At 46.5% G+C, this 21,229-nt stretch carries 20 protein-coding genes; 6 read left to right on the forward strand and 14 right to left on the reverse strand.

Going from position 1 to position 21,229, the window contains the following annotated elements:
- The first annotated feature begins 156 nt into the window (after nt 1–156).
- Nucleotides 157–522: a 6-carboxytetrahydropterin synthase QueD gene (gene queD, locus HH682_RS02980; protein WP_214236112.1), complete on the forward strand. Its 366-nt coding sequence runs from the start codon at nt 157–159 to the stop codon at nt 520–522.
- Nucleotides 523–525: 3 nt separating this feature from the next.
- On the opposite strand, the gene queE is transcribed toward queD, so the two are convergent.
- The 8 genes from queE to syd all read right to left on the reverse strand — a co-directional run bounded on the left by queE (nt 526) and on the right by syd (nt 11,096).
- Nucleotides 526–1,197, reverse strand: coding sequence for a 7-carboxy-7-deazaguanine synthase QueE (queE, locus tag HH682_RS02985; RefSeq protein WP_214236114.1), 672 nt, complete (start codon nt 1,195–1,197; stop codon nt 526–528).
- Nucleotides 1,198–1,473: 276 nt separating this feature from the next.
- On the reverse strand, nt 1,474–2,775 hold the full coding sequence (eno, locus tag HH682_RS02990; protein WP_214236116.1) for a phosphopyruvate hydratase: 1,302 nt from the start codon (nt 2,773–2,775) through the stop codon (nt 1,474–1,476).
- Nucleotides 2,776–2,861: 86 nt separating this feature from the next.
- A complete protein-coding gene (pyrG, locus tag HH682_RS02995) occupies nt 2,862–4,499 on the reverse strand; it encodes a glutamine hydrolyzing CTP synthase (RefSeq protein WP_214236118.1) in 1,638 nt (545 codons plus the stop codon).
- Between the two features lie 185 nt (nt 4,500–4,684).
- On the reverse strand, nt 4,685–5,461 hold the full coding sequence (mazG, locus tag HH682_RS03000; protein ID WP_214236120.1) for a nucleoside triphosphate pyrophosphohydrolase: 777 nt from the start codon (nt 5,459–5,461) through the stop codon (nt 4,685–4,687).
- Nucleotides 5,462–5,512: 51 nt separating this feature from the next.
- Nucleotides 5,513–7,747, reverse strand: coding sequence for a GTP diphosphokinase (relA, locus tag HH682_RS03005; protein ID WP_214236121.1), 2,235 nt, complete (start codon nt 7,745–7,747; stop codon nt 5,513–5,515).
- 31 nt (nt 7,748–7,778) lie between these two features.
- Entirely contained in the window at nt 7,779–9,086 is a 1,308-nt protein-coding gene (gene rlmD / locus HH682_RS03010; RefSeq protein WP_214236306.1) for a 23S rRNA (uracil(1939)-C(5))-methyltransferase RlmD, read from the reverse strand.
- A 49-nt stretch (nt 9,087–9,135) separates the two neighbouring features.
- The gene (gene truC, locus HH682_RS03015; protein ID WP_214236123.1) at nt 9,136–9,852 is read right to left on the reverse strand and encodes a tRNA pseudouridine(65) synthase TruC; all 717 of its coding nucleotides are present in this window, start codon (nt 9,850–9,852) and stop codon (nt 9,136–9,138) included.
- Nucleotides 9,853–10,550: 698 nt separating this feature from the next.
- A complete protein-coding gene (gene syd, locus HH682_RS03020) occupies nt 10,551–11,096 on the reverse strand; it encodes a SecY-interacting protein (protein ID WP_214236125.1) in 546 nt (181 codons plus the stop codon).
- Between the two features lie 63 nt (nt 11,097–11,159).
- Between syd and queF the strand changes: the two genes are divergently transcribed.
- From queF to xni, 3 genes are all read left to right on the forward strand, one after another.
- Nucleotides 11,160–12,005 (forward strand): NADPH-dependent 7-cyano-7-deazaguanine reductase QueF, encoded by an 846-nt coding sequence (queF, locus tag HH682_RS03025; protein WP_214236127.1) that lies wholly within the window; start codon nt 11,160–11,162, stop codon nt 12,003–12,005.
- 116 nt (nt 12,006–12,121) lie between these two features.
- Entirely contained in the window at nt 12,122–13,486 is a 1,365-nt protein-coding gene (ppnN, locus tag HH682_RS03030) for a nucleotide 5'-monophosphate nucleosidase PpnN (RefSeq protein ID WP_214236129.1), read from the forward strand.
- A gap of 48 nt (nt 13,487–13,534) precedes the next feature.
- Complete coding sequence (gene xni, locus HH682_RS03035) at nt 13,535–14,293, forward strand: flap endonuclease Xni (RefSeq protein ID WP_214236131.1); 759 nt, start codon at nt 13,535–13,537, stop codon at nt 14,291–14,293.
- Nucleotides 14,294–14,295: 2 nt separating this feature from the next.
- Here xni and rlmM read toward each other — a convergent pair whose 3' ends face one another.
- From rlmM to HH682_RS03055, 4 genes are all read right to left on the reverse strand, one after another.
- The gene (rlmM, locus tag HH682_RS03040) at nt 14,296–15,396 is read right to left on the reverse strand and encodes a 23S rRNA (cytidine(2498)-2'-O)-methyltransferase RlmM (protein ID WP_214236133.1); all 1,101 of its coding nucleotides are present in this window, start codon (nt 15,394–15,396) and stop codon (nt 14,296–14,298) included.
- Nucleotides 15,389–15,784 (reverse strand): DUF423 domain-containing protein, encoded by a 396-nt coding sequence (locus HH682_RS03045; RefSeq protein ID WP_214236135.1) that lies wholly within the window; start codon nt 15,782–15,784, stop codon nt 15,389–15,391. The genes rlmM and HH682_RS03045 overlap by 8 nt, the downstream gene beginning before the upstream one ends.
- Nucleotides 15,785–15,818: 34 nt before the next feature.
- Complete coding sequence (locus HH682_RS03050; RefSeq protein ID WP_214236137.1) at nt 15,819–16,724, reverse strand: transcriptional regulator GcvA; 906 nt, start codon at nt 16,722–16,724, stop codon at nt 15,819–15,821.
- Nucleotides 16,725–17,165: 441 nt separating this feature from the next.
- Entirely contained in the window at nt 17,166–17,393 is a 228-nt protein-coding gene (locus HH682_RS03055; protein WP_214236139.1) for a YgdI/YgdR family lipoprotein, read from the reverse strand.
- A gap of 127 nt (nt 17,394–17,520) precedes the next feature.
- Between HH682_RS03055 and csdA the strand changes: the two genes are divergently transcribed.
- Nucleotides 17,521–18,729: a cysteine desulfurase CsdA gene (csdA, locus tag HH682_RS03060; RefSeq protein WP_214236141.1), complete on the forward strand. Its 1,209-nt coding sequence runs from the start codon at nt 17,521–17,523 to the stop codon at nt 18,727–18,729.
- 11 nt (nt 18,730–18,740) lie between these two features.
- On the forward strand, nt 18,741–19,187 hold the full coding sequence (gene csdE / locus HH682_RS03065) for a cysteine desulfurase sulfur acceptor subunit CsdE (protein ID WP_214236143.1): 447 nt from the start codon (nt 18,741–18,743) through the stop codon (nt 19,185–19,187).
- On the opposite strand, the gene tcdA is transcribed toward csdE, so the two are convergent.
- The gene (tcdA, locus tag HH682_RS03070) at nt 19,184–19,984 is read right to left on the reverse strand and encodes a tRNA cyclic N6-threonylcarbamoyladenosine(37) synthase TcdA (protein WP_420826177.1); all 801 of its coding nucleotides are present in this window, start codon (nt 19,982–19,984) and stop codon (nt 19,184–19,186) included. The genes csdE and tcdA overlap by 4 nt on opposite strands.
- A 36-nt stretch (nt 19,985–20,020) precedes the next feature.
- Nucleotides 20,021–21,142: a murein transglycosylase A gene (mltA, locus tag HH682_RS03075; RefSeq protein ID WP_214236147.1), complete on the reverse strand. Its 1,122-nt coding sequence runs from the start codon at nt 21,140–21,142 to the stop codon at nt 20,021–20,023.
- Between the last annotated feature and the right edge of the window lie 87 nt (nt 21,143–21,229).

Genomic DNA, 21,229 nt, shown 5'->3' on the forward strand with positions numbered 1-21,229 from the left:
CTAACTCGTTTTAGTACTAAAGCTTATCGATAAAACTGGTTAACCCCTATTAACGGCAACAATATGAGCCACTATCGGCGAAAAGGATGAGAAGACCTGACTTTTACGCTAAACTGCTCACTTTTCACTTATCTACTGCGGAATTTTATCAACGCTATGGCAGTCACAACGTTATTTAAAGAGTTTCAATTTGAAGCCGCTCATTTTCTTCCACATGTTCCAGAAGGACACAAATGTGGACGCTTACACGGACACTCCTTCCTTGTTCGATTAGAAATTACCGGTGAAGTGGACGCCTATACTGGCTGGGTAATGGATTTTGCAGAATTGAAAGCCACTTTTAAGCCACTCTATGAGCAATTAGATCATCATTATCTAAACGATATTGACGGGTTAGAGAACCCGACGAGTGAAGTGCTAGCAGTCTGGATTTGGCAACAAATGAAACCCAAACTGCCTTTACTGAGCGGAGTGATGATTAAGGAAACCTGTACAGCAGGCTGTACTTATCGAGGAGAATAACCACTACGCAATATTTAAGTATTTGTGAGTCTGCATTGAAAAACGCCAATTCCTGGCAATACAGGTCGCAATACAGAGTTCAGTAGCAGCCTTCTTACAGCTAATTGGCTGCAAGGCAATAATGCGTTGTGTAGAAGGCGGAACCTGGCTTAATAGAAGATCCAGCGCGTCAATATCGCGCTGACGTCCTACCGGATGCTTAACTTCATTCGCCCTATGTAGGGCACTATTCAGTACATCGTACCCGCCGCGCATATTCACTTTTGGCGATACCGTCACCCAAGTCGCTGCAGAGCAACGAATAGGATGTGTCCCGCTGGTTTCGATTTGGCACTGAAAACCGTTTTGTTCAAACTGCTCGGTTAAGCTTGTTAAATCATAGAGCGCAGGTTCACCACCAGTGATGACGATATGTTTCGCCGTCCAGCCTTGTTCAGCCATTACCGCTAACAGCTGTTCGGCACTGGCATCCGCCCAAGCCTCACTTTCAGCCGATTTATGCACAATATCAGCAAGTGACTGCTGTTTATCAGCATACTTTTCCCAAGTATGCTTGGTATCACACCAGCTACACCCCACAGGACATCCCTGCAAGCGAATAAAAATGGCGGGCGCGCCAGTGTAAAATCCTTCACCTTGCAAGGTTTGGAACATTTCATTAATTGGGTAAAGCATGGACACTCAATATCAGCTCGAAAAAAGCTATTATCGCAGAAGTTAGTCGATTTATCATGTGCCAATTCTCCCTAATTGGTGAAACTCCCGATTTCATCGCTGAGGTAACCCTTAATCAAGCTGACCAGCTTATACTCTTTTTTTACCCTGACTGAGTTGGAAAAAATGAGCGATAAATTATCCGCCTTATTCCCACAACATGAACCGATTTCACCCAAGATGGGGTAAAAAAAAGCCCTCATTATGAAATGAGGGCTTTATAGCGTGATTAAGCGATTATGCTTGGCCTTTCACTTCTTTAAGACCATTAAATGCAGCTTTACCACCCAGTGCTTCTTCAATACGAATCAGCTGGTTGTACTTAGCAACACGGTCAGAACGGCTCATAGAACCTGTTTTGATTTGACCCGCCGCGGTACCGACTGCTAAGTCTGCAATGGTTGCATCTTCAGTTTCACCTGAACGGTGCGAGATAACAGCGGTATACCCTGCATCTTTAGCCATTTTGATTGCTGCTAGGGTTTCAGTCAGTGAACCAATTTGGTTAAATTTGATTAGGATTGAGTTAGCAATACCTTTTTCGATCCCTTCTTTAAGGATTTTGGTATTGGTAACGAATAAGTCATCACCGACTAACTGAATTTTGTCACCCAGTACTTTGGTTTGGTAAGCAAAACCATCCCAATCAGATTCGTCTAAACCATCTTCGATTGAGACGATTGGGTACTGTTTAGTCAACTCTTCTAAGTAATGAGTGAACTCTTGTGAAGTAAAGGTTTTGCCTTCACCTTTCAGCTCATAGTTGCCTGTCTCTTTGTTGTAGAACTCAGAGGCGGCACAGTCCATCGCTAAGGTTACGTCTTTACCAAGTTCGTAACCTGCAGCTTTTACGGCTTCAGCGATCGCGGCTAGTGCATCAGCGTTCGAGCCTAAGTTTGGCGCATAACCACCTTCATCTCCGACCGCAGTATTCATGCCTTTAGCTTTCAGCACTTTAGCTAAGTGATGGAAGATCTCTGACCCAATACGTACCGCTTCTTTCAAACTTGATGCACCAACAGGCTGCACCATAAATTCTTGAATGTCGACGTTGTTGTCAGCATGCTCACCACCATTGATGATATTCATCATAGGTAATGGCATTGAGAATTTTCCTGGGGTACCGTTAAGCTCTGCAATGTGCTCGTAAAGCGGTTGGCCTTTTGATGCGGCAGCCGCTTTTGCGGCAGCAAGAGAAACCGCTAGGATCGCGTTAGCACCAAATTTTGATTTGTTCTCAGTACCGTCTAACTCGATCATAACGTTATCGATATTAGCTTGGTCTTTCGCATCTTTGCCGGTTAGTGCATCGGCGATTGGACCATTAACGGCAGCGACAGCCTTTGTCACACCTTTGCCCAGAAAACGTGATTTATCACCGTCACGTAATTCCAGTGCTTCACGGGAACCTGTTGACGCGCCTGATGGCGCAGCCGCTAAACCTACGAAACCGCCTTCTAAATGCACTTCTGCTTCAACAGTCGGATTGCCACGCGAATCAATAATTTCACGACCGATGATTTTTACGATTTTGGACATTCGTTGTTCCTCAGTACTAGTTAAGCTAACGTTCTTAAATCTAAGACACACAGCCAGCGAAAGGTTCACTGGCTACACCAAAAAGCTTACTTATCCATCCGCTTTTGAAAATCTACCGCGGCGCCCACGAACCCTGAAAACAGTGGGTGTCCATCACGCGGAGTCGATGTAAATTCTGGGTGGAATTGACAGGCGACGAACCAAGGATGGTTAGGGTTTTCAATAATCTCGACCAATTGATCATCACCTGAACGACCAGCGATACGTAAACCGGCTTGTTCAATTGGCTTCAATAAGAAATTGTTTACTTCATAACGATGGCGATGACGCTCAACAATAGTACTAGAACCGTAAAGATTACGTACGATGCTGTCATCGGTTAACTGACAAGGTTGGCTACCTAAACGCATGGTACCACCCAGATCGCTTTTCTCATTACGAACTTCTAGGTTACCTTCTTCATCACGCCATTCAGTAATTAGCGCAACAACAGGTGATTGGCAGTTAGCATCAAATTCTGTTGAGTTTGCACCTTTCATACCCGCCACATTACGTGCAAATTCGATTAACGCAATTTGCATACCTAAACAGATGCCTAGATAAGGGATTTTATTTTCACGTGCGTATTGTGCGGTCATGATCTTACCTTCAATACCGCGCGAGCCGAAGCCACCTGGGATCAGGATAGCATCCAGATCTTTGAGGACTTCAGTACCACGTGTTTCGACATCTTGAGAATCGATCAGTTTGATATTCACTGTCACGCGGTTTTTGAGGCCCGCATGTTTTAGAGCTTCGATGACAGATTTATAAGCGTCTGGTAGCTCAATGTATTTACCGACCATCCCGATAGTTACTTCACCACCTGGATTAGCTTCTTCGTAAATGACTTGTTCCCATTCAGAGAGATCAGCGACCGGAGGGTTTAGGTTAAAACGCTTACAGATATAGTCATCCAATCCTTGTGATTTTAACATCCCAGGGATTTTATAGATTGAATCGACATCTTTCAGTGAAATAACGGCTTTCTCTGGCACGTTACAAAACAACGCAATTTTTGCCCGCTCATTTGCCGGAACCGCACGGTCTGAACGGCAAATCAGCATATCCGGTTGAATACCGATAGAAAGTAGCTCTTTCACAGAGTGTTGCGTTGGCTTGGTTTTAACCTCACCCGCTGCGGCCATGTAAGGGACTAAGGTCAAATGCATGTAAAGCGTATGCTCACGCCCTACGTCCACCGCCATTTGACGAATCGCTTCTAAGAAAGGCAGAGATTCGATATCCCCAACCGTACCACCAATTTCAACCAGTACAACGTCGTGGCCTTCGCCACCTTCGATAATACGCTCTTTGATGGCATTAGTAATATGAGGAATAACTTGGATAGTTGCACCCAAATAATCGCCACGACGCTCTTTTCTAAGTACTTCAGAGTAAATGCGTCCAGTCGTAAAGTTATTACGACGGCTCATGCGGGTGCGAATAAAACGCTCGTAGTGACCGAGGTCGAGATCGGTTTCGGCGCCATCGTCCGTGACAAACACTTCACCATGTTGAGTCGGGCTCATCGTCCCAGGATCGACGTTGATATAGGGATCAAGCTTCATAATGGTCACTTTAAGACCACGAGCTTCGAGAATGGCTGCCAGAGAGGCTGCGGCAATGCCTTTACCCAGAGAGGAAACGACCCCGCCGGTCACAAAAATATAGTTAGTTGTCATGCAGAACCTGAAGGTTTAGGTTTAAAGACGGTGGATGCACCAGGACGGGAAAGCAGTATACCCGAAACTCTGTGGTGTCACAATTGCTCATTCACCCTCGTTCGCTGTTCGACTCAGAATAATGATACCTAATCTGCCACGCCTCTCTTTTGATTTCAATCAGCAATCATCCGTCTATTCAGCGCTCACTTTTTTTCTTCTTGCTTGACGTGTTGCCAAGCTAATTCCATCTGTTCCAGACTGGCTTGGTCGAGTGTGAGGCCTTGTTCAATGACTTTTTGTTCAACTTGACGAAAGCGCCGTTCAAATTTCAGGTTGGCCTTATGCAGCGCAGTTTCCGCACGAGCCCCTAAGTGGCGGGTAAGATTAACGGTCGCAAAAAGTAAATCTCCCAACTCTTCTTCAAGGCGTTCTGGATTACGATCCACCATTGTCGCCTCTTCCATCACTTCATCAAGTTCCTCTTTAACCTTATCTACCACCGGACCTAGCGTGTCCCAATCAAAACCCACCGTGTGGCAACGTTGTTGAATTTTATCCGCGCGAAGTAAGGCCGGCATGGCATGGGGAATATCATCAAGCAGCGAATATTGCCTTTTTTCATTCCGCTCTTGTTGTTTAATCTGCTCCCAGCCCATCTTCGACGTGGTCGCGGTCAATACGCCAGGGTGACGACGAATCAGTTTTTGAGTAATCGCTTGGCAAATATCCTCAAAGTTAAAACGGCCTTGCTCTGAAGCCATCTGCGCATAAAAAACAATTTGATAGAGAAGATCACCAAGCTCTTGTTTCAGATCGATAAAATCCCGACGCGCAATAGCATCCAAGAGTTCATAACATTCCTCTAGTGTGTAAGGTGCGATAGTGTCGAAAGTCTGCTGCCTATCCCACTCACAACCTTGCTCAGGATCGCGCAAGCGCTGCATCACTGACAGTAACTGCGACAATGATGAATCACTCATAAAAACCTCTTAATAAGAAAAAACCACCCCTAGGAGTGGTTTAAATGAAAATTAATGAAGCCGCTTGGCGTCAATGACATCAGGAATTTGATTCAGCCGAGAGATCACTCGCCCTAATACCTGTTGATTATAGATTTCGATTTCCATATCGATGGTCGCGAGTTGTTTACGTGTATCACTATGGCTAGAGACCCCTAACACATTCACTTTTTCATTCGCTAAAATCGTGGTGATATCGCGTAGTAAACCACTGCGGTCATTGGCCACAACTCGCACAACTAAGGAGTAGCCACTAGAGTAGTTCTCCCCCCAGACCGCATCGACAATCCTCTCTGGAGCATGATTGATCAATTCCGCTAACTGCTCGCAATCCGCACGATGGATCGAGATCCCCCGGCCTTGGGTAATGAATCCAGTTATATCATCACCTGGGATTGGCTGACAGCAACGGGCAATATGGTGCATAAGGTTGCCCACCCCCTCAACCACAATTCGCCCACTGTCTTTACGCGCTGATTGATGGTTCACCGATTTCTGCGTGAGCTGCTCTAACGCTTTCTGGTCCTCTTCTTCTGCACTAGGTTTATAAACCTTCGCTTGTAAGAAGTTAACCATTTGGTTTTGACGAATATCCCCCCCGCCAATTGCCGCCAAGATCTCTTCCATTGAGGTCATGTTATAGCGCGGTAGAAGGTATTTCTCCGCATCTTTCAAACTAATATTTAGTTGGTTTAATTCGTTATCCAGAATTTGCTTTCCGGCTAGGATATTTTTGTCACGGTCTTGTTTTTTAAACCAAGCATGCACTTTTGCACGCCCGCGACTGGTCGTAATGTAACCAAGATGCGGATTGAGCCAATCACGGCTCGGGTTAGGTTGCTTTTGGGTAATAACTTCAACTTGGTCACCCATTTGCAGGTGGTAAGTGAAGGGAACGATACGCCCACTAATTTTAGCGCCAATGCAGCGATGGCCAATATCACTATGAATATGGTAAGCAAAATCGAGTGGAGTTGACCCGGCAGGTAGGTCAATCACATCACCTTTCGGAGTATAGACGTACACTCTATCGTCGAACACTTGGCTACGGACTTCTTCAAGCATTTCGCCACTGTCCGCCATCTCTTCTTGCCAAGCAATCAGCTTACGTAGCCAAGCGATACGTCCTTCATGGCCGGCCGCCCCTCTTCCTACTGGCGTTGTACTTCCTTCTTTATATTTCCAGTGTGCGGCCACGCCTAGCTCAGCGTCTTCGTGCATCTGTTTTGTGCGAATCTGTACTTCAACAGTTTGCCCTTTCGGCCCCAGCACCACCGTGTGGATAGATTGATAACCATTCGGTTTAGGATTAGCCACATAATCATCAAATTCATTGGGTAAATGGCGGAAAAGTGTATGTACGATCCCTAGCGCGCCATAACAATCTTGCAGGCGTTCAGCAACAATCCGTACTGCTCTAACATCGAATAACTCATCGAAAGCCAGAGATTTTTTCTGCATTTTTCGCCAGATACTATAAATATGCTTAGGTCTTCCATAGACTTCCGCGCGAACGCCTTCTTTACCCATCATGTCGCGGATCTGCGTCACGAAATTATCAATATATATTTCGCGGTCAATACGACGTTCATGAAGCAGACTGGCAATTCGCTTGTACTCTTCGGGATGTAAATAACGGAAGCAATAATCTTCTAGCTCCCATTTTAACTGACCAATCCCTAGACGGTTTGCTAGAGGGGCGTAGATATTGGTGCTCTCTTTCGCCGCTAAGACTCTTTCGTCTTCCGGCGCGTCCTTCATTTCGCGCAAGTAGGCGATACGCTCTGCTAACTTAATGACGACGCAACGAAAGTCCTCCACCATCGCCAGTAACATACGGCGGATATTATCCACCTGTTCTGAGGCCATAGAGTCATTTTGGATGGCTTTAAGCTGGCGGATAGCATCCATATCCAGTACGCCATTGACCAGAAAAAGGATACTGTTACCGTAAGAGCTTTTAATCTGTTCAGCATCAAGTACATTAGCATTGGCCAACGGGAAAATTAGCGCGGCGCACAAGGTGTCACAATCCATACTCAGCGTAGTCAAGATCTCTACCATCTCAATACCACGGCTCAGCAAAATTGCCTGCGAGGGGTGATCAGTGGTATTTTCCTGACAATAGCGCCAACAGGCTGTCAATATTTGACCTGTCGGTTCAGAGATATTATGTAGACTCTCAATCCATTGCTCGGCAGCGAATTCTCCCGCCGGATTAAGGTGTGCACTTCTTACTGCAACCATGATGTCTCCCGCATAACTGTTGACTTAATGCTTAACGACGTTCAAACAACACCATTGATTCAAGATGTTCAGTGTGTGGAAACATATCTAGCATCGTCACTTTTACCACCCGATATCCTAACTTTTCGGCAATTTGACTATCCCGGGCCAAAGTAGCAGGATTACAAGAGATGTAGACAATGCACTCCGGTTGTAACGCACACACATAAGGCATGACCTCTGCCGCACCTGCGCGGGCGGGATCCAATAAGACTTTTGTGAAGCCGTCTTTTGCCCAAGGTTGCTGCGAGACATCTTGTTCTAAATTGTGCTGGTAAAAGGCAACATTCGTAATATTATTTCGCTGGGCATTGTACTCCGCCTTAGCGGCTAATTCTGCTAAACCCTCAACACCTGTGACTGAACTCGCGAATCTTGCTAAAGGAAGTGTAAAGTTTCCTACTCCGCAAAAAAGGTCAAGAATACGATCAGTGGGTTTGATATGAAGCCATTTTATAGCTTTATCAATCATTTGTTGATTAATTTTGGCGTTGACTTGAATAAATCCTTGGGGATTAAAATATAAATTTATCTGATTAATACCATACCACGGTATTTCCCCTTTCAGCAGAGTTTGTTGCTGTCCATCCGCTAAGAAAAGTGAAACAAAGTGATTATGCGAAAACTGTTCCAAGTTTTTGATATCACCCGCCGATAAAGTGCGCAAATGCCTGATCACGACCGTAACAGTGTTATTATCCGCAGCCACCAGCTCGACATGCCCAAGATGTGAGACGGTCTCGAGTTGAGACAAACAACGATACAACGGCGGTAGTAATGTATTGAGCCGTTGCACTAAAACAGGACAGTCCTGAACCGAAACAATCTCATTACTTTTTTTTCGTCGAAACCCCATTATCAGCCGACCGGTGTTATCGACGCGCAAGCTGAGTCGCGTACGGCGACGATAATGCCAACTGTCTGCTGTGATCACATCATCAACTTTCTCCACACCCACTGGTTTCAGTAATCGTACTAACGCTGCGGCCTTCGAGGTTTGCTGTAACGACTCACTAATATGCTGCTGCTGACAGCCGCCACATTGCCCGTATAGTGGACAGCGAGGTTCGCGTCGCTCAGGACTAGATTGTGACAACTTAACTAATTTCGCGCGCATATACTGGCGCTTATTTTCAATGACTTCGACCTCACCGGCTTCTCCCGGTAGTAAGCCTTCAACGAAACACGCTTTTCCTTGATGATGGCCAACGCCTTGTCCGAATTGATCTAACCCGTTAACCGAAAGCTGGAAGATTTTACGGACAGGTGTTGTCTTTTTAGCTTTATAAAATTGCACCATCGCGATGGCTCCCACAGGTAAAAAAATAGTGTTGCGCGCTGAGCGGCTATTAACGCGCCCAACTAAACTGCTGTAACATCTGTTGCCAGGTTTCATCCATCCCAGCTTCTAGGGTGATTGACCGCTGAGTGAAGGGATGGATAAAAGAGAGCATTGAAGCGTGCAACATTAATCGCTGACAACCGAAGTGTTCAGCCGCTCCACGATTCTGTTTAAGGTCGCCGTGCGCGGTATCACCAATAATCGGGTGACGCAGATGGGACATGTGCCGACGGAGTTGATGCTTACGTCCTGTCTGCGGTTTCAATTCTATCCAGCTATACCGGCAGCAGTCATAGCGCCCTACTGGATAAGGCATTTCAACTTGAGCTAAAGTTTTGTACTCGGTGATGGCGGATTGTGTAACGGGTTCACCCGTTGCAAATTTGTCCGCAATTTTGTCATGCTCTTCTCGTAAAGGGTAGTCGATCACCCCCTCACCCTCGATCCAACCTCGAACAATAGCGTGATACGTTTTTTTCATCTTATGTTGTTCAAAAAGCTGTGAGAGCTCGCGCCCAGCATCACTTGATAGGCCAAACAGTAGTACGCCGGAGGTTGGACGGTCTAAACGATGTACGGTGAAAACATGCTGACCAATCTGGTCTCGTAAGGTTTGCATCACAAATTGCGTTTCATGGCGAGCTAACCAACTGCGATGTACCAGCATATTAGCCGGCTTATTGACGGCAATGATCCACTCGTCTTGATAAATAATCTCAAGCACAGATAACCCTAACTCTCAACAGGGTACTCACTTCAGCCATCCCTTTCCTGGAAACTTTCTCCCGAGCACTTACCCGATGAAGTCAAAAACACGTCATTTTATGCATTAGAGGAGGTATTCTTGATACAGGTTGTAAAATGGCTAAAACGCTTACCCAATAGGTGATAAATAGTGAAAGATAATAACATGTACAGGCAGATAAAAGAAAAAAAGGGAGTACCGAAAACTCGGCACTCCCTAATTTAGGGCGGTATCCTACCGCTGTCTGCGTCCTGCTAATTCATAGGATTCGACAATCCAGAAGGATGTGTTTCCCTGACTACATAATCCTATGAATTCAGCTACATTTCCTTTGTAGCTTACCCTTCTGCAGAAGATTCCCTAATGTTTAGGAAACAGCGCATCATCCTAATCAACTATTTCCAGGCTTCACTCACTGTAAAGCGGTTCCGTCCTTGGGCCCCATCCTTAGAACTAATTTACATCCTTCTGACCCGTCTATTTTCTCAAAGTTATGACGATAAACAACCAGATTATTTCACTATGTTTCTTAATAATCTTGAATTATTGATTGTTAAAAACTTAACCAATTGATTCAAAATATATTTCATAAAAGAGTTTGTTGATTAATTGTGTTATTTCATGATCTAAGTCAAGTTTATAGGATCAATCTCATTTACATCGAGGCCAATAAAAAATCAAACCTGAGGGTGTAATGCTTGAAGAAAATCGCTCAATGAAGGCGCTAAAATCTTATTTTGGTTCTTACCAAGGACTTCAAGAATAACGTTACCAGCAAGATTATCCACAGCAATAATTGTTGAGTCCTCTTCGGTTGTGGCAATAAATAGCGTCGGGCTATGCTTTAAACGCCGTTTCATCACAAGATGCCCCACTAGATTTTGTTGAAGAAGAGTAAAGTCTTCCTCGTTCCATGCCTGCAGTAACGTAAGCGGCATCCCTTCGAAGATTGCTGTCATTTCTGCTGCAAATTGTGTCGTATAAAATGCAACGACTGAGGGTTGCAACACTAAATCGACACCTTTCGACACGGCATCCAAATTCTTCGCTAAGGTAAAAGGCTGTGGTTGCCAAGTGATACCGTTTTCATTGGTAGTTAATAAACAAGGGGAATCAACACCAATTAGCTGCTCGTTTACCGGGGCGCTTTGGCGATCCTGTTGCCAGCGTCGGCAGTAACGCAGGGTGAAGTCTCTGAGTTGCTGAGAGGTCTCATCTAACATTCTATTTATTACTCTGAATCAGTTACAATCCTCCCATCATCCATTTACTTGGGCACAGATGCAATGGCCGACTACGAAAACCATCCCACCTTATCAGACCTGACGTTGGGTAAATCCACCGCTTATATTTCGAATTATCAACCGAGCCTCTTACAAGCAGTGCCAAGAAGCTTAAATCGCGATAGTTTGCAGCTTGAGGAAAGCCAACTTCCCTTCCACGGTGAGGACTTTTGGACCCTTTACGAACTCTCTTGGCTTAACGACCACGGCATACCACAAGTCGCAATCGGTGATGTAGCACTGCCTGCCAGCAGCAAGAATCTGATTGAATCCAAAAGTTTTAAGCTTTATCTGAACAGTTTCAACCAAACTCGCTTCAGCGATTGGCAAAGCGTCGAACAAACCTTAGCGCGCGACCTGAGCCACTGCGCGCAGGGCGAGGTACGTGTCACATTACATCGCTTACACGACTTTACCGCTCAACCGATTGATGATTTTGCCGGAGAATTGATCGATGAGCAGGCGATCATGGTCGATGATTATCAATTTAATCGTGACTACCTGCGCGAGGCGACCTCGGATGAGTTAGTTGAAGAGACCTTGGTCAGCCATTTATTAAAGTCTAACTGTTTAATTACCCAGCAACCGGATTGGGGATCAGTGATGATCCACTATAAGGGTCCAAAAATTAATCGTGAAGCGCTATTACGCTACCTACTCTCCTTCCGCCAACATAATGAGTTTCATGAACAATGTGTTGAACGGATCTATATGGACATTATGGCGCTATGTAAGCCACAAGCGTTAACCGTCTATGCCCGCTACACACGACGAGGCGGCTTAGATATTAATCCATGGCGGACTAATCAGCACTTTACCCCACATAACCGCCGTTTAGCGCGACAATAATAACGCTATACTTAACAGGGTTGCTGGCCGTTAGCCTCACGCCGTAGCCTGGAAGTCACTCACAGAAAGTGGAAGGTACTCACCTCCACTTTCTGGATAAATACTAAGGAGCTCACTTGATAACACATGTTAGTCCGTTAGGAGCGATGGATCTGCTTTCGCAGCTTGAAGTCGATATGCTCAAAGATACGGCGAGCAGCGATCTCTACCAGCTGTTTCGTAATTGTTCACTGGCAGTATTGAACACCGGCAGTCAAACCGACAGTAGTGAAGCGATTCTTTCTCTTTATAAAGATTTTGAAATCAATGTGTTGCGCCGTGAGCGTGGAGTAAAACTCGAATTAATTAACCCGCCACCAGCCGCCTTTGTCGATGGCCATATCATTCGCTCGCTACAAGCTAATCTCTTTGCTGTGTTACGGGATATTGTTTTCGTGACTGCACAACTGAATACCGATAAACGCGTCAAACAGCGTGCACCGACCGATTCGGTGTATATCACCAATATGGTGTTCTCATTACTGCGTAATGCACGGGCCTTGCACGTTGGTGAGCTTCCCAATATGGTGGTCTGCTGGGGCGGGCACTCTATCAATCCTATTGAATATCAATATTGTCGTGAAGTAGGGAAACAATTAGGTCTTCGTGAGCTGAATGTCTGTACTGGATGCGGTCCAGGTGCGATGGAAGCCCCTATGAAAGGCGCGGCAGTGGGTCATGCTCAGCAACGTTACCACGATAGCCGCTTTATCGGTATGACTGAGCCTTCAATTATTGCTGCCGAGCCACCGAACCCGCTGGTCAACGAACTGATTATCATGCCAGATATTGAGAAGCGGCTCGAAGCCTTTGTGCGTATCGCCCACGGAATCATTATTTTCCCCGGGGGAGTAGGCACCGCAGAAGAGCTTCTTTACCTGTTAGGTATCATGATGCATCCGAATAATCAGCAACAAGTTCTCCCTTTGGTGCTGACCGGTCCGAAAGAGAGTGAAGACTACTTCACAATGCTTGATGAGTTTATTCGTCATACACTTGGCGAGGCGGCAACTCAACATTACCGTATTATTATAGGTGATGCGGCGGAAGTGGCCCGAGTCATGAAAGAAGCCATGCCTGCTGTGAAACACTATCGCCGTGATACCGGTGACGCTTACAGTTTCAACTGGTCATTACACATCGACAGCGAACTGCAGCACCCTTTCTACCCTTCGCATGAAAATATGGCGAGCCTTAAACTGTTCAAAGATCAACCGGTAGAGAAATTAGCCGCCGATTTACGCCGGATGTTTTCCGGTATTGTAGCCGGTAACGTTAAAGAGATCGGTATTCAAGAAATTGCGAAACATGGCCCTTACTTAATTCATGGTGACGGCGACATTATGGCGAGGATGGATGAAATGCTACAGGGGTTCGTTGCACAGCAGCGGATGAAATTACCCGGTAGCGCTTACGTCCCCTGTTACAAAATTATCCGCTAACTCAAAAGGCTGCGCTGAGCCTGCGCAGCCTCAGAGAGATTCACACTGATGACTTATCACTTATTGATTATTGATGCGTTGAATTTAATTCGCCGCATCCATACCGTGCAGGGTAGCAACTGCTTACTGGGCTGCCTCTCTGCAGCAAAACAGCTTCTCCACCATAGCCAGCCGACACATGTTGTCGCGGTCTTCGACCACCCACTGCGCAAAAAGGGTTGGCGACATCAACTGTACCCCGACTATAAAGCGGGACGTAATGCAATGCCCGAGGACCTCGCGCTACAGCTACCTTCCATCGAAAAAGCGTTCGCCGAGCTGGGTATCACCAGCTGGACCTCACCGGAGGATGAAGCGGACGATCTGGCCGCCACTTTAGCGATCAAAATGCGTCAAGCCGGACATCAAGTGACCCTGGTATCGACCGATAAAGGCTATTGTCAGCTACTCTCTGCACAAATTCAGATACGTGATTATTTCCAAAAACGCTGGTTAGACGTCGCTTTTATCGAGAAAGAGTATGGCGTACAAGCATCGCAGCTTGCCGATTACTGGGGATTATGTGGGATATCGAGCAGTAAAATCCCCGGCGTGCCGGGGATTGGTCCGAAGAGCGCCCAAACCTTAATCACGCGTTTTGGCTCTTTAGAGCAGGTCTATCAACAGCTTGAAGAGATACCGACTACGTGGCAAACCAAACTCAAGGCGGGGCAAGATAATGCCTTTATCAGTCGTCAATTAGCGCAACTCCGTACCGATTTAACCCTGAGCGGTAACCTACGTCAGCTACGCTATAGGCCTGCCTAATTTTAGCGCTCGTCTATCCGTCCAGGCCAAGCACTCCAAATGCGACGAATATGGACGGTGACCTCCTCACGGTCATGATACAAATGACGGGCGCGAATTTGGACATTAAGTCCTTGTTCAGCCAGCGAAGTCTCCATCATCGCCAGAATTTGCGTGACCTCTTCGTAACGCTTTTTCATCGGTAACTTGAGGTTAAAAATCGCTTCACGGCACCAGCCATTTGCGATCCAACGCATCATTAAATGCGCAACCTTAATCGGTTTTTCAACCATATCGCAGACTAACCAGCTGATATTATTGCGCGGCGGTTGAAAACGGAAACCATCTTCTTGCAGATGCGTTACCTGTCCAGTATCCATCAATGAAGGGGCCATCGGACCGTTATCAACCGCAAAGACCATCATTGAGCGCTTCACCAACTGGTAAGTCCAACCTCCTGGACAGGCACCCAAATCAACCGCATACATCCCACTGGCTAAACGCTCTTCCCATTCGTCTGCAGGGACGAAGACATGAAAAGCTTCTTCCAATTTTAATGTTGAACGGCTCGGTGCATCTGAAGGGAATCTTAAACGAGGGATCCCCATAAAAAGCGCAGAGTTATTATTAGAGTAAGAGTAACCGACATAGCAGGTCCCCGGCGCAATAAAGAAGACATGTACTACAGGCCGTTTAGCGCTTTCGTAATTAAGAAGCAGGTTCTCTTGACGTAGTGCAGCGCGAAGCGGCACGGTGAGCTTACGGCAGAATTTTAATAACTCTTTGGCCTCGTTAGTATCAGGTACCTCGACCCGAAGCTCTCCGGCTTTTTCGACCACACCGGTCAGCATGCCAACGATAGGGGTTACTCTATCTTCCGGTGGTAAATTTTTAAGTAACTCCCCTACCACACACATCTGGCGTGCGAAAATAAGGGTTTCAAAAGCGATTTCGCGGATTAAGCGATCGGCATCTTCATACTGATAACATTCATATAAAACGTAACCCGAGTTCTCTTTAACACGTGCGAAACCAAATAAGTTAAGCTCAGTCGCTTTCGCGGTGATTTCCGCCGCACACTCTTTTTCAAAGCCTTGTCGGCAATACAGTAATACTTTATTCATGGCAACTCGCCCTATTTCTCAGACGCAGTGCGCCAATTAACATCAATAACCACCCAATCAGAAAGAAAAGTCCTCCAATTGGCGTAACAAAAACAAGAAAACGGAGGTGCGACAGTGCCAAGCTGTATAAACTACCGCTGAATAGCACCACTCCTAAGGCCATACTGGCCGCACTCCAATAAAACCAAATATTGCGTCGAGTCTGCATTGCGCTACCGAGCCCGAGTATCGCCAATGTATGCCACGCTTGGTATTGTAACCCGGTGTGAATCCATGCCAGCTGTTCGCTGCCTAATAGATGACTCAACACATGGGCGCCAAAAGCACCCAATGCCACCAGTAGAAAACCACTGATGGCGACAAAAATATAGATCATTCGACTATTCATTTTAAACCCTCGTTGGTCTTAACCGCGCAGGGCGTCAAGCTTTTATACTGTCTTGCTCGCGTGCGGCTGTATCAATAATCCATTGTCGAAAGGCCGCTATTTTACCGAGTTCTGCTTGGCTGTCATGGTAAACCAGATAAAAAGCATTTTTACTGGAGAGCACTTCGTTAAAAGGACAAACCAAACGCCCCGAACTCAGCTCACTCTGTACCATCACATTATTCGCTAACGCGATACCTTGCCCGTGAATGGCAGCCTGAAGCACCATAGCACTGTGACTAAAAATAGGACCTTGTTGCACGTTGATATGAGGTAAACCGACTTGCCTCACCCAACTCTGCCAATCACGACGCGAAGCATCGTGCAGTAACGTGACATGTTGTAAATCTGCGGGGGATTGTAACGGACGTTCGCCAGTTAGCAACACGGGAGCACACACTGGCAATAAATATTCTGCGTATAATTTCTCAACCCGTAAGCCCGGCCAGTTTCCCCTACCGTAAAAAATGGCAATGTCGACGTCATCCGCCAATTTATCTTCTTCTCGATCAACGGCTTGAATACGAACATCAATGCCAGGGTGTTGTTGATTGAAGCTCGTTAAGCGGGGAACCAACCATTGGATAGCAAAACTGGGCAGTAAACTGACCGTTAATGCTCCTTTCGCGCTACGCGCTTGCAGTTTACGAGTGGCATCATTGAGCGCGGAGAAAATTTCTTTAATGTCGAGGTAGTAACTTTGCCCCTCTTCCGTCAATAACAATGAGCGATTACGCCGGCGAAACAACTTCAATCCAAGAAAATCCTCTAACGCTTTAATTTGATGACTCACTGCAGCTTGGGTAACAAATAGCTCTTCGGCTGCACGGGTGAAGCTTAGGTGTCGCGCGGCAGCATCAAAGACTTTTAGAGCATTGAGAGGTGGAAGACGTTTTGACATAACCTATGGGTACTCATTTATCGATAGCGGGCCGCTATAGCAATATTAGTTTTTATAATGTGAAGCATTATAAATTGTCCATTGAGTAACTTCCACTAAATACCTATAGTTGCGCCCACTTCCGAAGGTGGTATTGCGATAAGCTTGAGAGTTTATCGAAAGAAGCTTTAGGTGCTGATGTTGTGTTTGCATTTGACTTGGAAGGTTCAAGTCCACTATTTCCTGTGATATACACCCTGTCTGTCCATAGTATATTATTTATAACACCGCCTAGGCGGTGTTTTTTTTTTGCCCAAACGACACAGCGACAGCGCGATGATAAAAAAATCGGTGCTCTCGAATACCAATCGTTTGCGTTGGCGATGGATAGATTTAATTCATGCTAAAAGAGTTAATACGGAGAGAAGACTGGCAGTGGATGCTACCAGTCTTAAGGCGGGACTATTGACCAACTTCAGTCAAATCTTTAACTTCTAAACGGTTAATCTGTTGTTTGACACCTGCGCCATCTTTATAAAGAATAAGACCTGTGTCTTCATCTACCGAAGGTTTACCTTGGGTGACGATAGTTTTTCCATCATTGGTGTGCATAACGTAATTACTCGAACACCCTGCAAGAGTAAAAGCTAAGCCTGAAACAGCCAATACAGCTAAAAGATGCTTTTTCATTTATTATCTCCATATCGAATATCTTCAGTCATTATAGATCTGATTTTTTCAGTTCTTATACTTACCATAGGCTAAGTTAGAAAAATTGCTATGGTTTACGATCAAAAAAAAGGTTGTCACGCACAGTATGAGAAAATTCTCTCCTGATTGGTTTCGTCAGCAGTTTCCAGCACTCCACAAGCCGTACTGTTATCTGGACAGTGCAGCCACCAGCCTGCGCCCACAGGTGATGATTGAGGCGACACAAGCCTACTATCAAAACGGAGGAACGGTTCACCGCAGCCACTATTCACAGGCGAAAGAGGCAACCGAACGCTACGAAGCTTGCCGCCAGCAAGTTGCACAATTAATTAATGCCGCCGAGGCCAACCAGATTATCTGGACGCGAGGGAGTACTGAGTCAATTAACTTAGTGGCTCAGGCTTGGTTAGCTCATCAGCTCCAACCCGGCGACGAAATCCTTGTCAGTGAAGCAGAACACCATGCCAACCTATTGCCTTGGTTAATGCTGGCTGAACAAACGGGCGCTAAGGTTGTTCGTTGGCCCCTTAGCCCACAAGGCGAACTGGAGGTCGATGAGTTAGCATTGCGACTCACCGCCCGCACTCGTTTACTGGCCGTTACCCAAATGTCTAATGTCACCGGGTATGTGCCGCCAATGGCAGAAATTATCGCGTTAGCACATCAGGCTGGCGTCCCAGTATTGGTTGATGGCGCACAAGGTATTGTTCATCAACCGACCGATGTGCAGCGATGGGATGCCGATTTTTACGTTTTTTCCGCACATAAATTGTACGGTCCTACAGGTATCGGTGTACTTTACGCCCGCAAAGATCGTTTGGCCGAGATGCGCCCCACTCAAGGCGGCGGCAAAATAATTAGCCATGTAGATTTTGACGGTTATCGCCTGCTCTCTGCCCCTTGGTGCTTTGAGCCTGGCACGCCGAATATTGCAGGTGTTATCGGGCTGGCGAGTGCCCTTGGTTTCCATCAGAGCGTTGATTGGCAAGCGGCAGAAGCCTGGACCTGTCAGCTCGCCGACTACGCCGCAGAACAGTTGGCGGCATTACCGGGAATAACCCTGTTCCGTGCAGCAGGTTCTCCGATCATCTCATTTGTTTTTGAGTCACTGCACAGTGCCGATCTGTTCACCTTAATTAGCGAACACAATGTGGCATTACGGGTGGGACAACACTGCGCCCAACCCTTAATGCAGGCATTAGGGGTTCAGGGTACCTTAAGAGCTTCATTCGCCGCTTACAATACCTACGATGATGTCGAGAAATTAGTGCGCGCCGTCACCTTTGCTTATCAACTATTAACTGAAGAAGAGTAAGGCCCGAATTTATGCCACTCCCCACCCATCCTTTTGGTACTGCTATCACAGCTGAAGATATCGCTGAACGATTACAAAAAAGCCCACATTGGGAAGACCGCTACCGTGAGTTAATCCGCTTGAGTCGTCAAATGCCTACTCTACCACAAGCGTATCAAACGCCCGAAAATGAGGTTTTTGGTTGTGAGAACCGAGTGTGGGTAGCCTATGAGCTCACGGCTCAAGGCCAATTCCACTTTGTGTTGGAGAGTGAAAGCCGCATCGTAAAAGGATTATTATCGGTATTACTGAGTCAGTGTGAGGGCGACTTGCCACAAGCACTGGTCGATAAAGACCTTTTAGCGCTATTTAACCGATTAGGGTTAGCACACCACCTTTCGGCTACCCGCAATAGCGGATTGACGGCTGTCGCGCAAGCGATAAAAAATGCGGCTCACGCCGCATTGGATCACTCTTAGTTCAGTGACTCGCGAAGCTTACGGGCGATAAACTTTTTCAACGCATGAGAGACTGCAACGAAGCCAAAGGAAGCAGTGACCATGGTCACTGCTCCAAAGCCTGAAGCGCAGTCCATACGCTTTGGCCCCTCGGCGGTTGCACGAGCATGACAAACGGATCCATCCGCTTGGGGGTAGCGTAAGGCCTCGGTTGAGAATACGCAGTCGATACCCAACTTACCTTTGCTATTTTTCACGATAGAAAAATCGCTTTTTAAGCGCTCACGTAATTTAGCCGCTAAAGGATCTTGAATCGTTTTAGCCAGATCCACCACAGCAATTTGCGTGGGATCGATCTGCCCACCGGCACCGCCTACCGTGATCACCGGAATTTTATTTCGACGACAATAAGCCAACAGCGCAGCCTTGGGGCGGATCGCATCGATCGCATCAATCACATAATCGAAAGAGTGATTAAGGTAATCCGCAACATTTTCCGGGCTGATAAAATCGTCAATACAACTGACCTGACATTCAGGATTGATCTCGCGAATCCGCGCAGCCATTACCTCAATCTTCTGATCACCCACCGTTTGTTTAAGGGCGTGAAGCTGACGATTAGTATTCGTGACACAGACATCATCCATATCGACCAGCGTAATATGACCAATCCCCGTCCGGGCAAGGGCCTCGGCCGCCCAAGATCCAACGCCCCCTATTCCAATCACACAAAAATGAGCGTGTGGGAAAAATTGTGCAGCCTGTTGACCGTAAAGTCGTGTAATACCGGAAAAACGCTGCTGCCATGATTCTGTCATCGTCATTCTACTCTTAATATAAAACGCTACACTGGGTTATTGGCTAAATACCGGATTAGCCGAAAACACACCAGCGCCTGGTGCTGATTTTAAGATCCACACTCTTCCGTAGTGGTTATAGAACCCGGCTAAATGTGCAGCTTCTTGACCGATACCCTGGTAAATATCGAAGTGTTGGCCTTTAATTGCGCCCCCAACATCTAATGCAACCATCAAGCGCATTTGATATTTACCGTTAAATTTCCCTTTTTCATTAAGCTGTGGCACTTCTGCCAGCAGGACTGAACCGGGTGGGATCAGCGACCGATCGGCAGCCACCGAGGCTTTAGCCACCAATGGTATAGCACTCGCACCACGCACTGGAGTGAAAGGCTCTGGCTTGAAGAAGACAAATGAGTCGTTGCTCTCTAACATTTGACGAACTTCAGCATAGGAGTGGTTATCCGCCCAATCACGAATCGCCTGCATCGACATGTCTTCACGCTTCACTTCACCGCGGTCGATCAACTCTTTACCAATACTGTGGTAAGCCCAGCCATTTTTACCGCCATATCCAAAGAAGGTAAATGGACGGCCGTCGCCATAATCGACATAGCCACTCCCTTGTACATCCATCATAAAGTTATCGATTAATGAATTACTCCACGCGATCACGAAACGCGAATCGATAGCTCCATTATAAATATCTGCTCGTCTCGGCAGCTTATAGCGACCATGTTTTGGTGGCATTCGATAGATAGGATATTGGAATTCACCTTGACGGGTGTAGCGCGCATGGATCACCGGGGTATAGTAGCCGGTGAACTGGACGTTACCGTAATCATCTGCGCCTTCCATTTGCCAGGCTTCAATACCGTAATTGCGCAGCTGACGTGTATCGCCCCCTGCATTCAACCAACTCTGAATGGCATTAAAGGTACTTTGCTGACGCTGATACATGCGCGAAGATGCGCCTTGTACCTGTTGAACCTGATTAACGAAGTCGCCACCGTTAACCGGTGCTCCGATAGCGTTAGGCTGATTACGCAGGGCAAATTGCGATGTGATTTTACCATCTTTATATTGTTGGCCTCGATCCGTGGGTTTCGAAGAGCACCCCGCCAGCAACATCGCGACCAGTGAGCCAGTGACAGCTAGTTTCAGTAATGGGAATTTCATGAGTTTCTCTTATCGCTCAATGTCTATTGGCGAAGATAGCAGAGCCCCTAAAAGATTAAAACTGTAAAGCGAGATCCCCGCAAAAAA

The sequence above is a fragment of the Rosenbergiella gaditana genome, assembly GCF_018494065.1.
GTDB lineage: Bacteria > Pseudomonadota > Gammaproteobacteria > Enterobacterales > Enterobacteriaceae > Rosenbergiella > Rosenbergiella gaditana.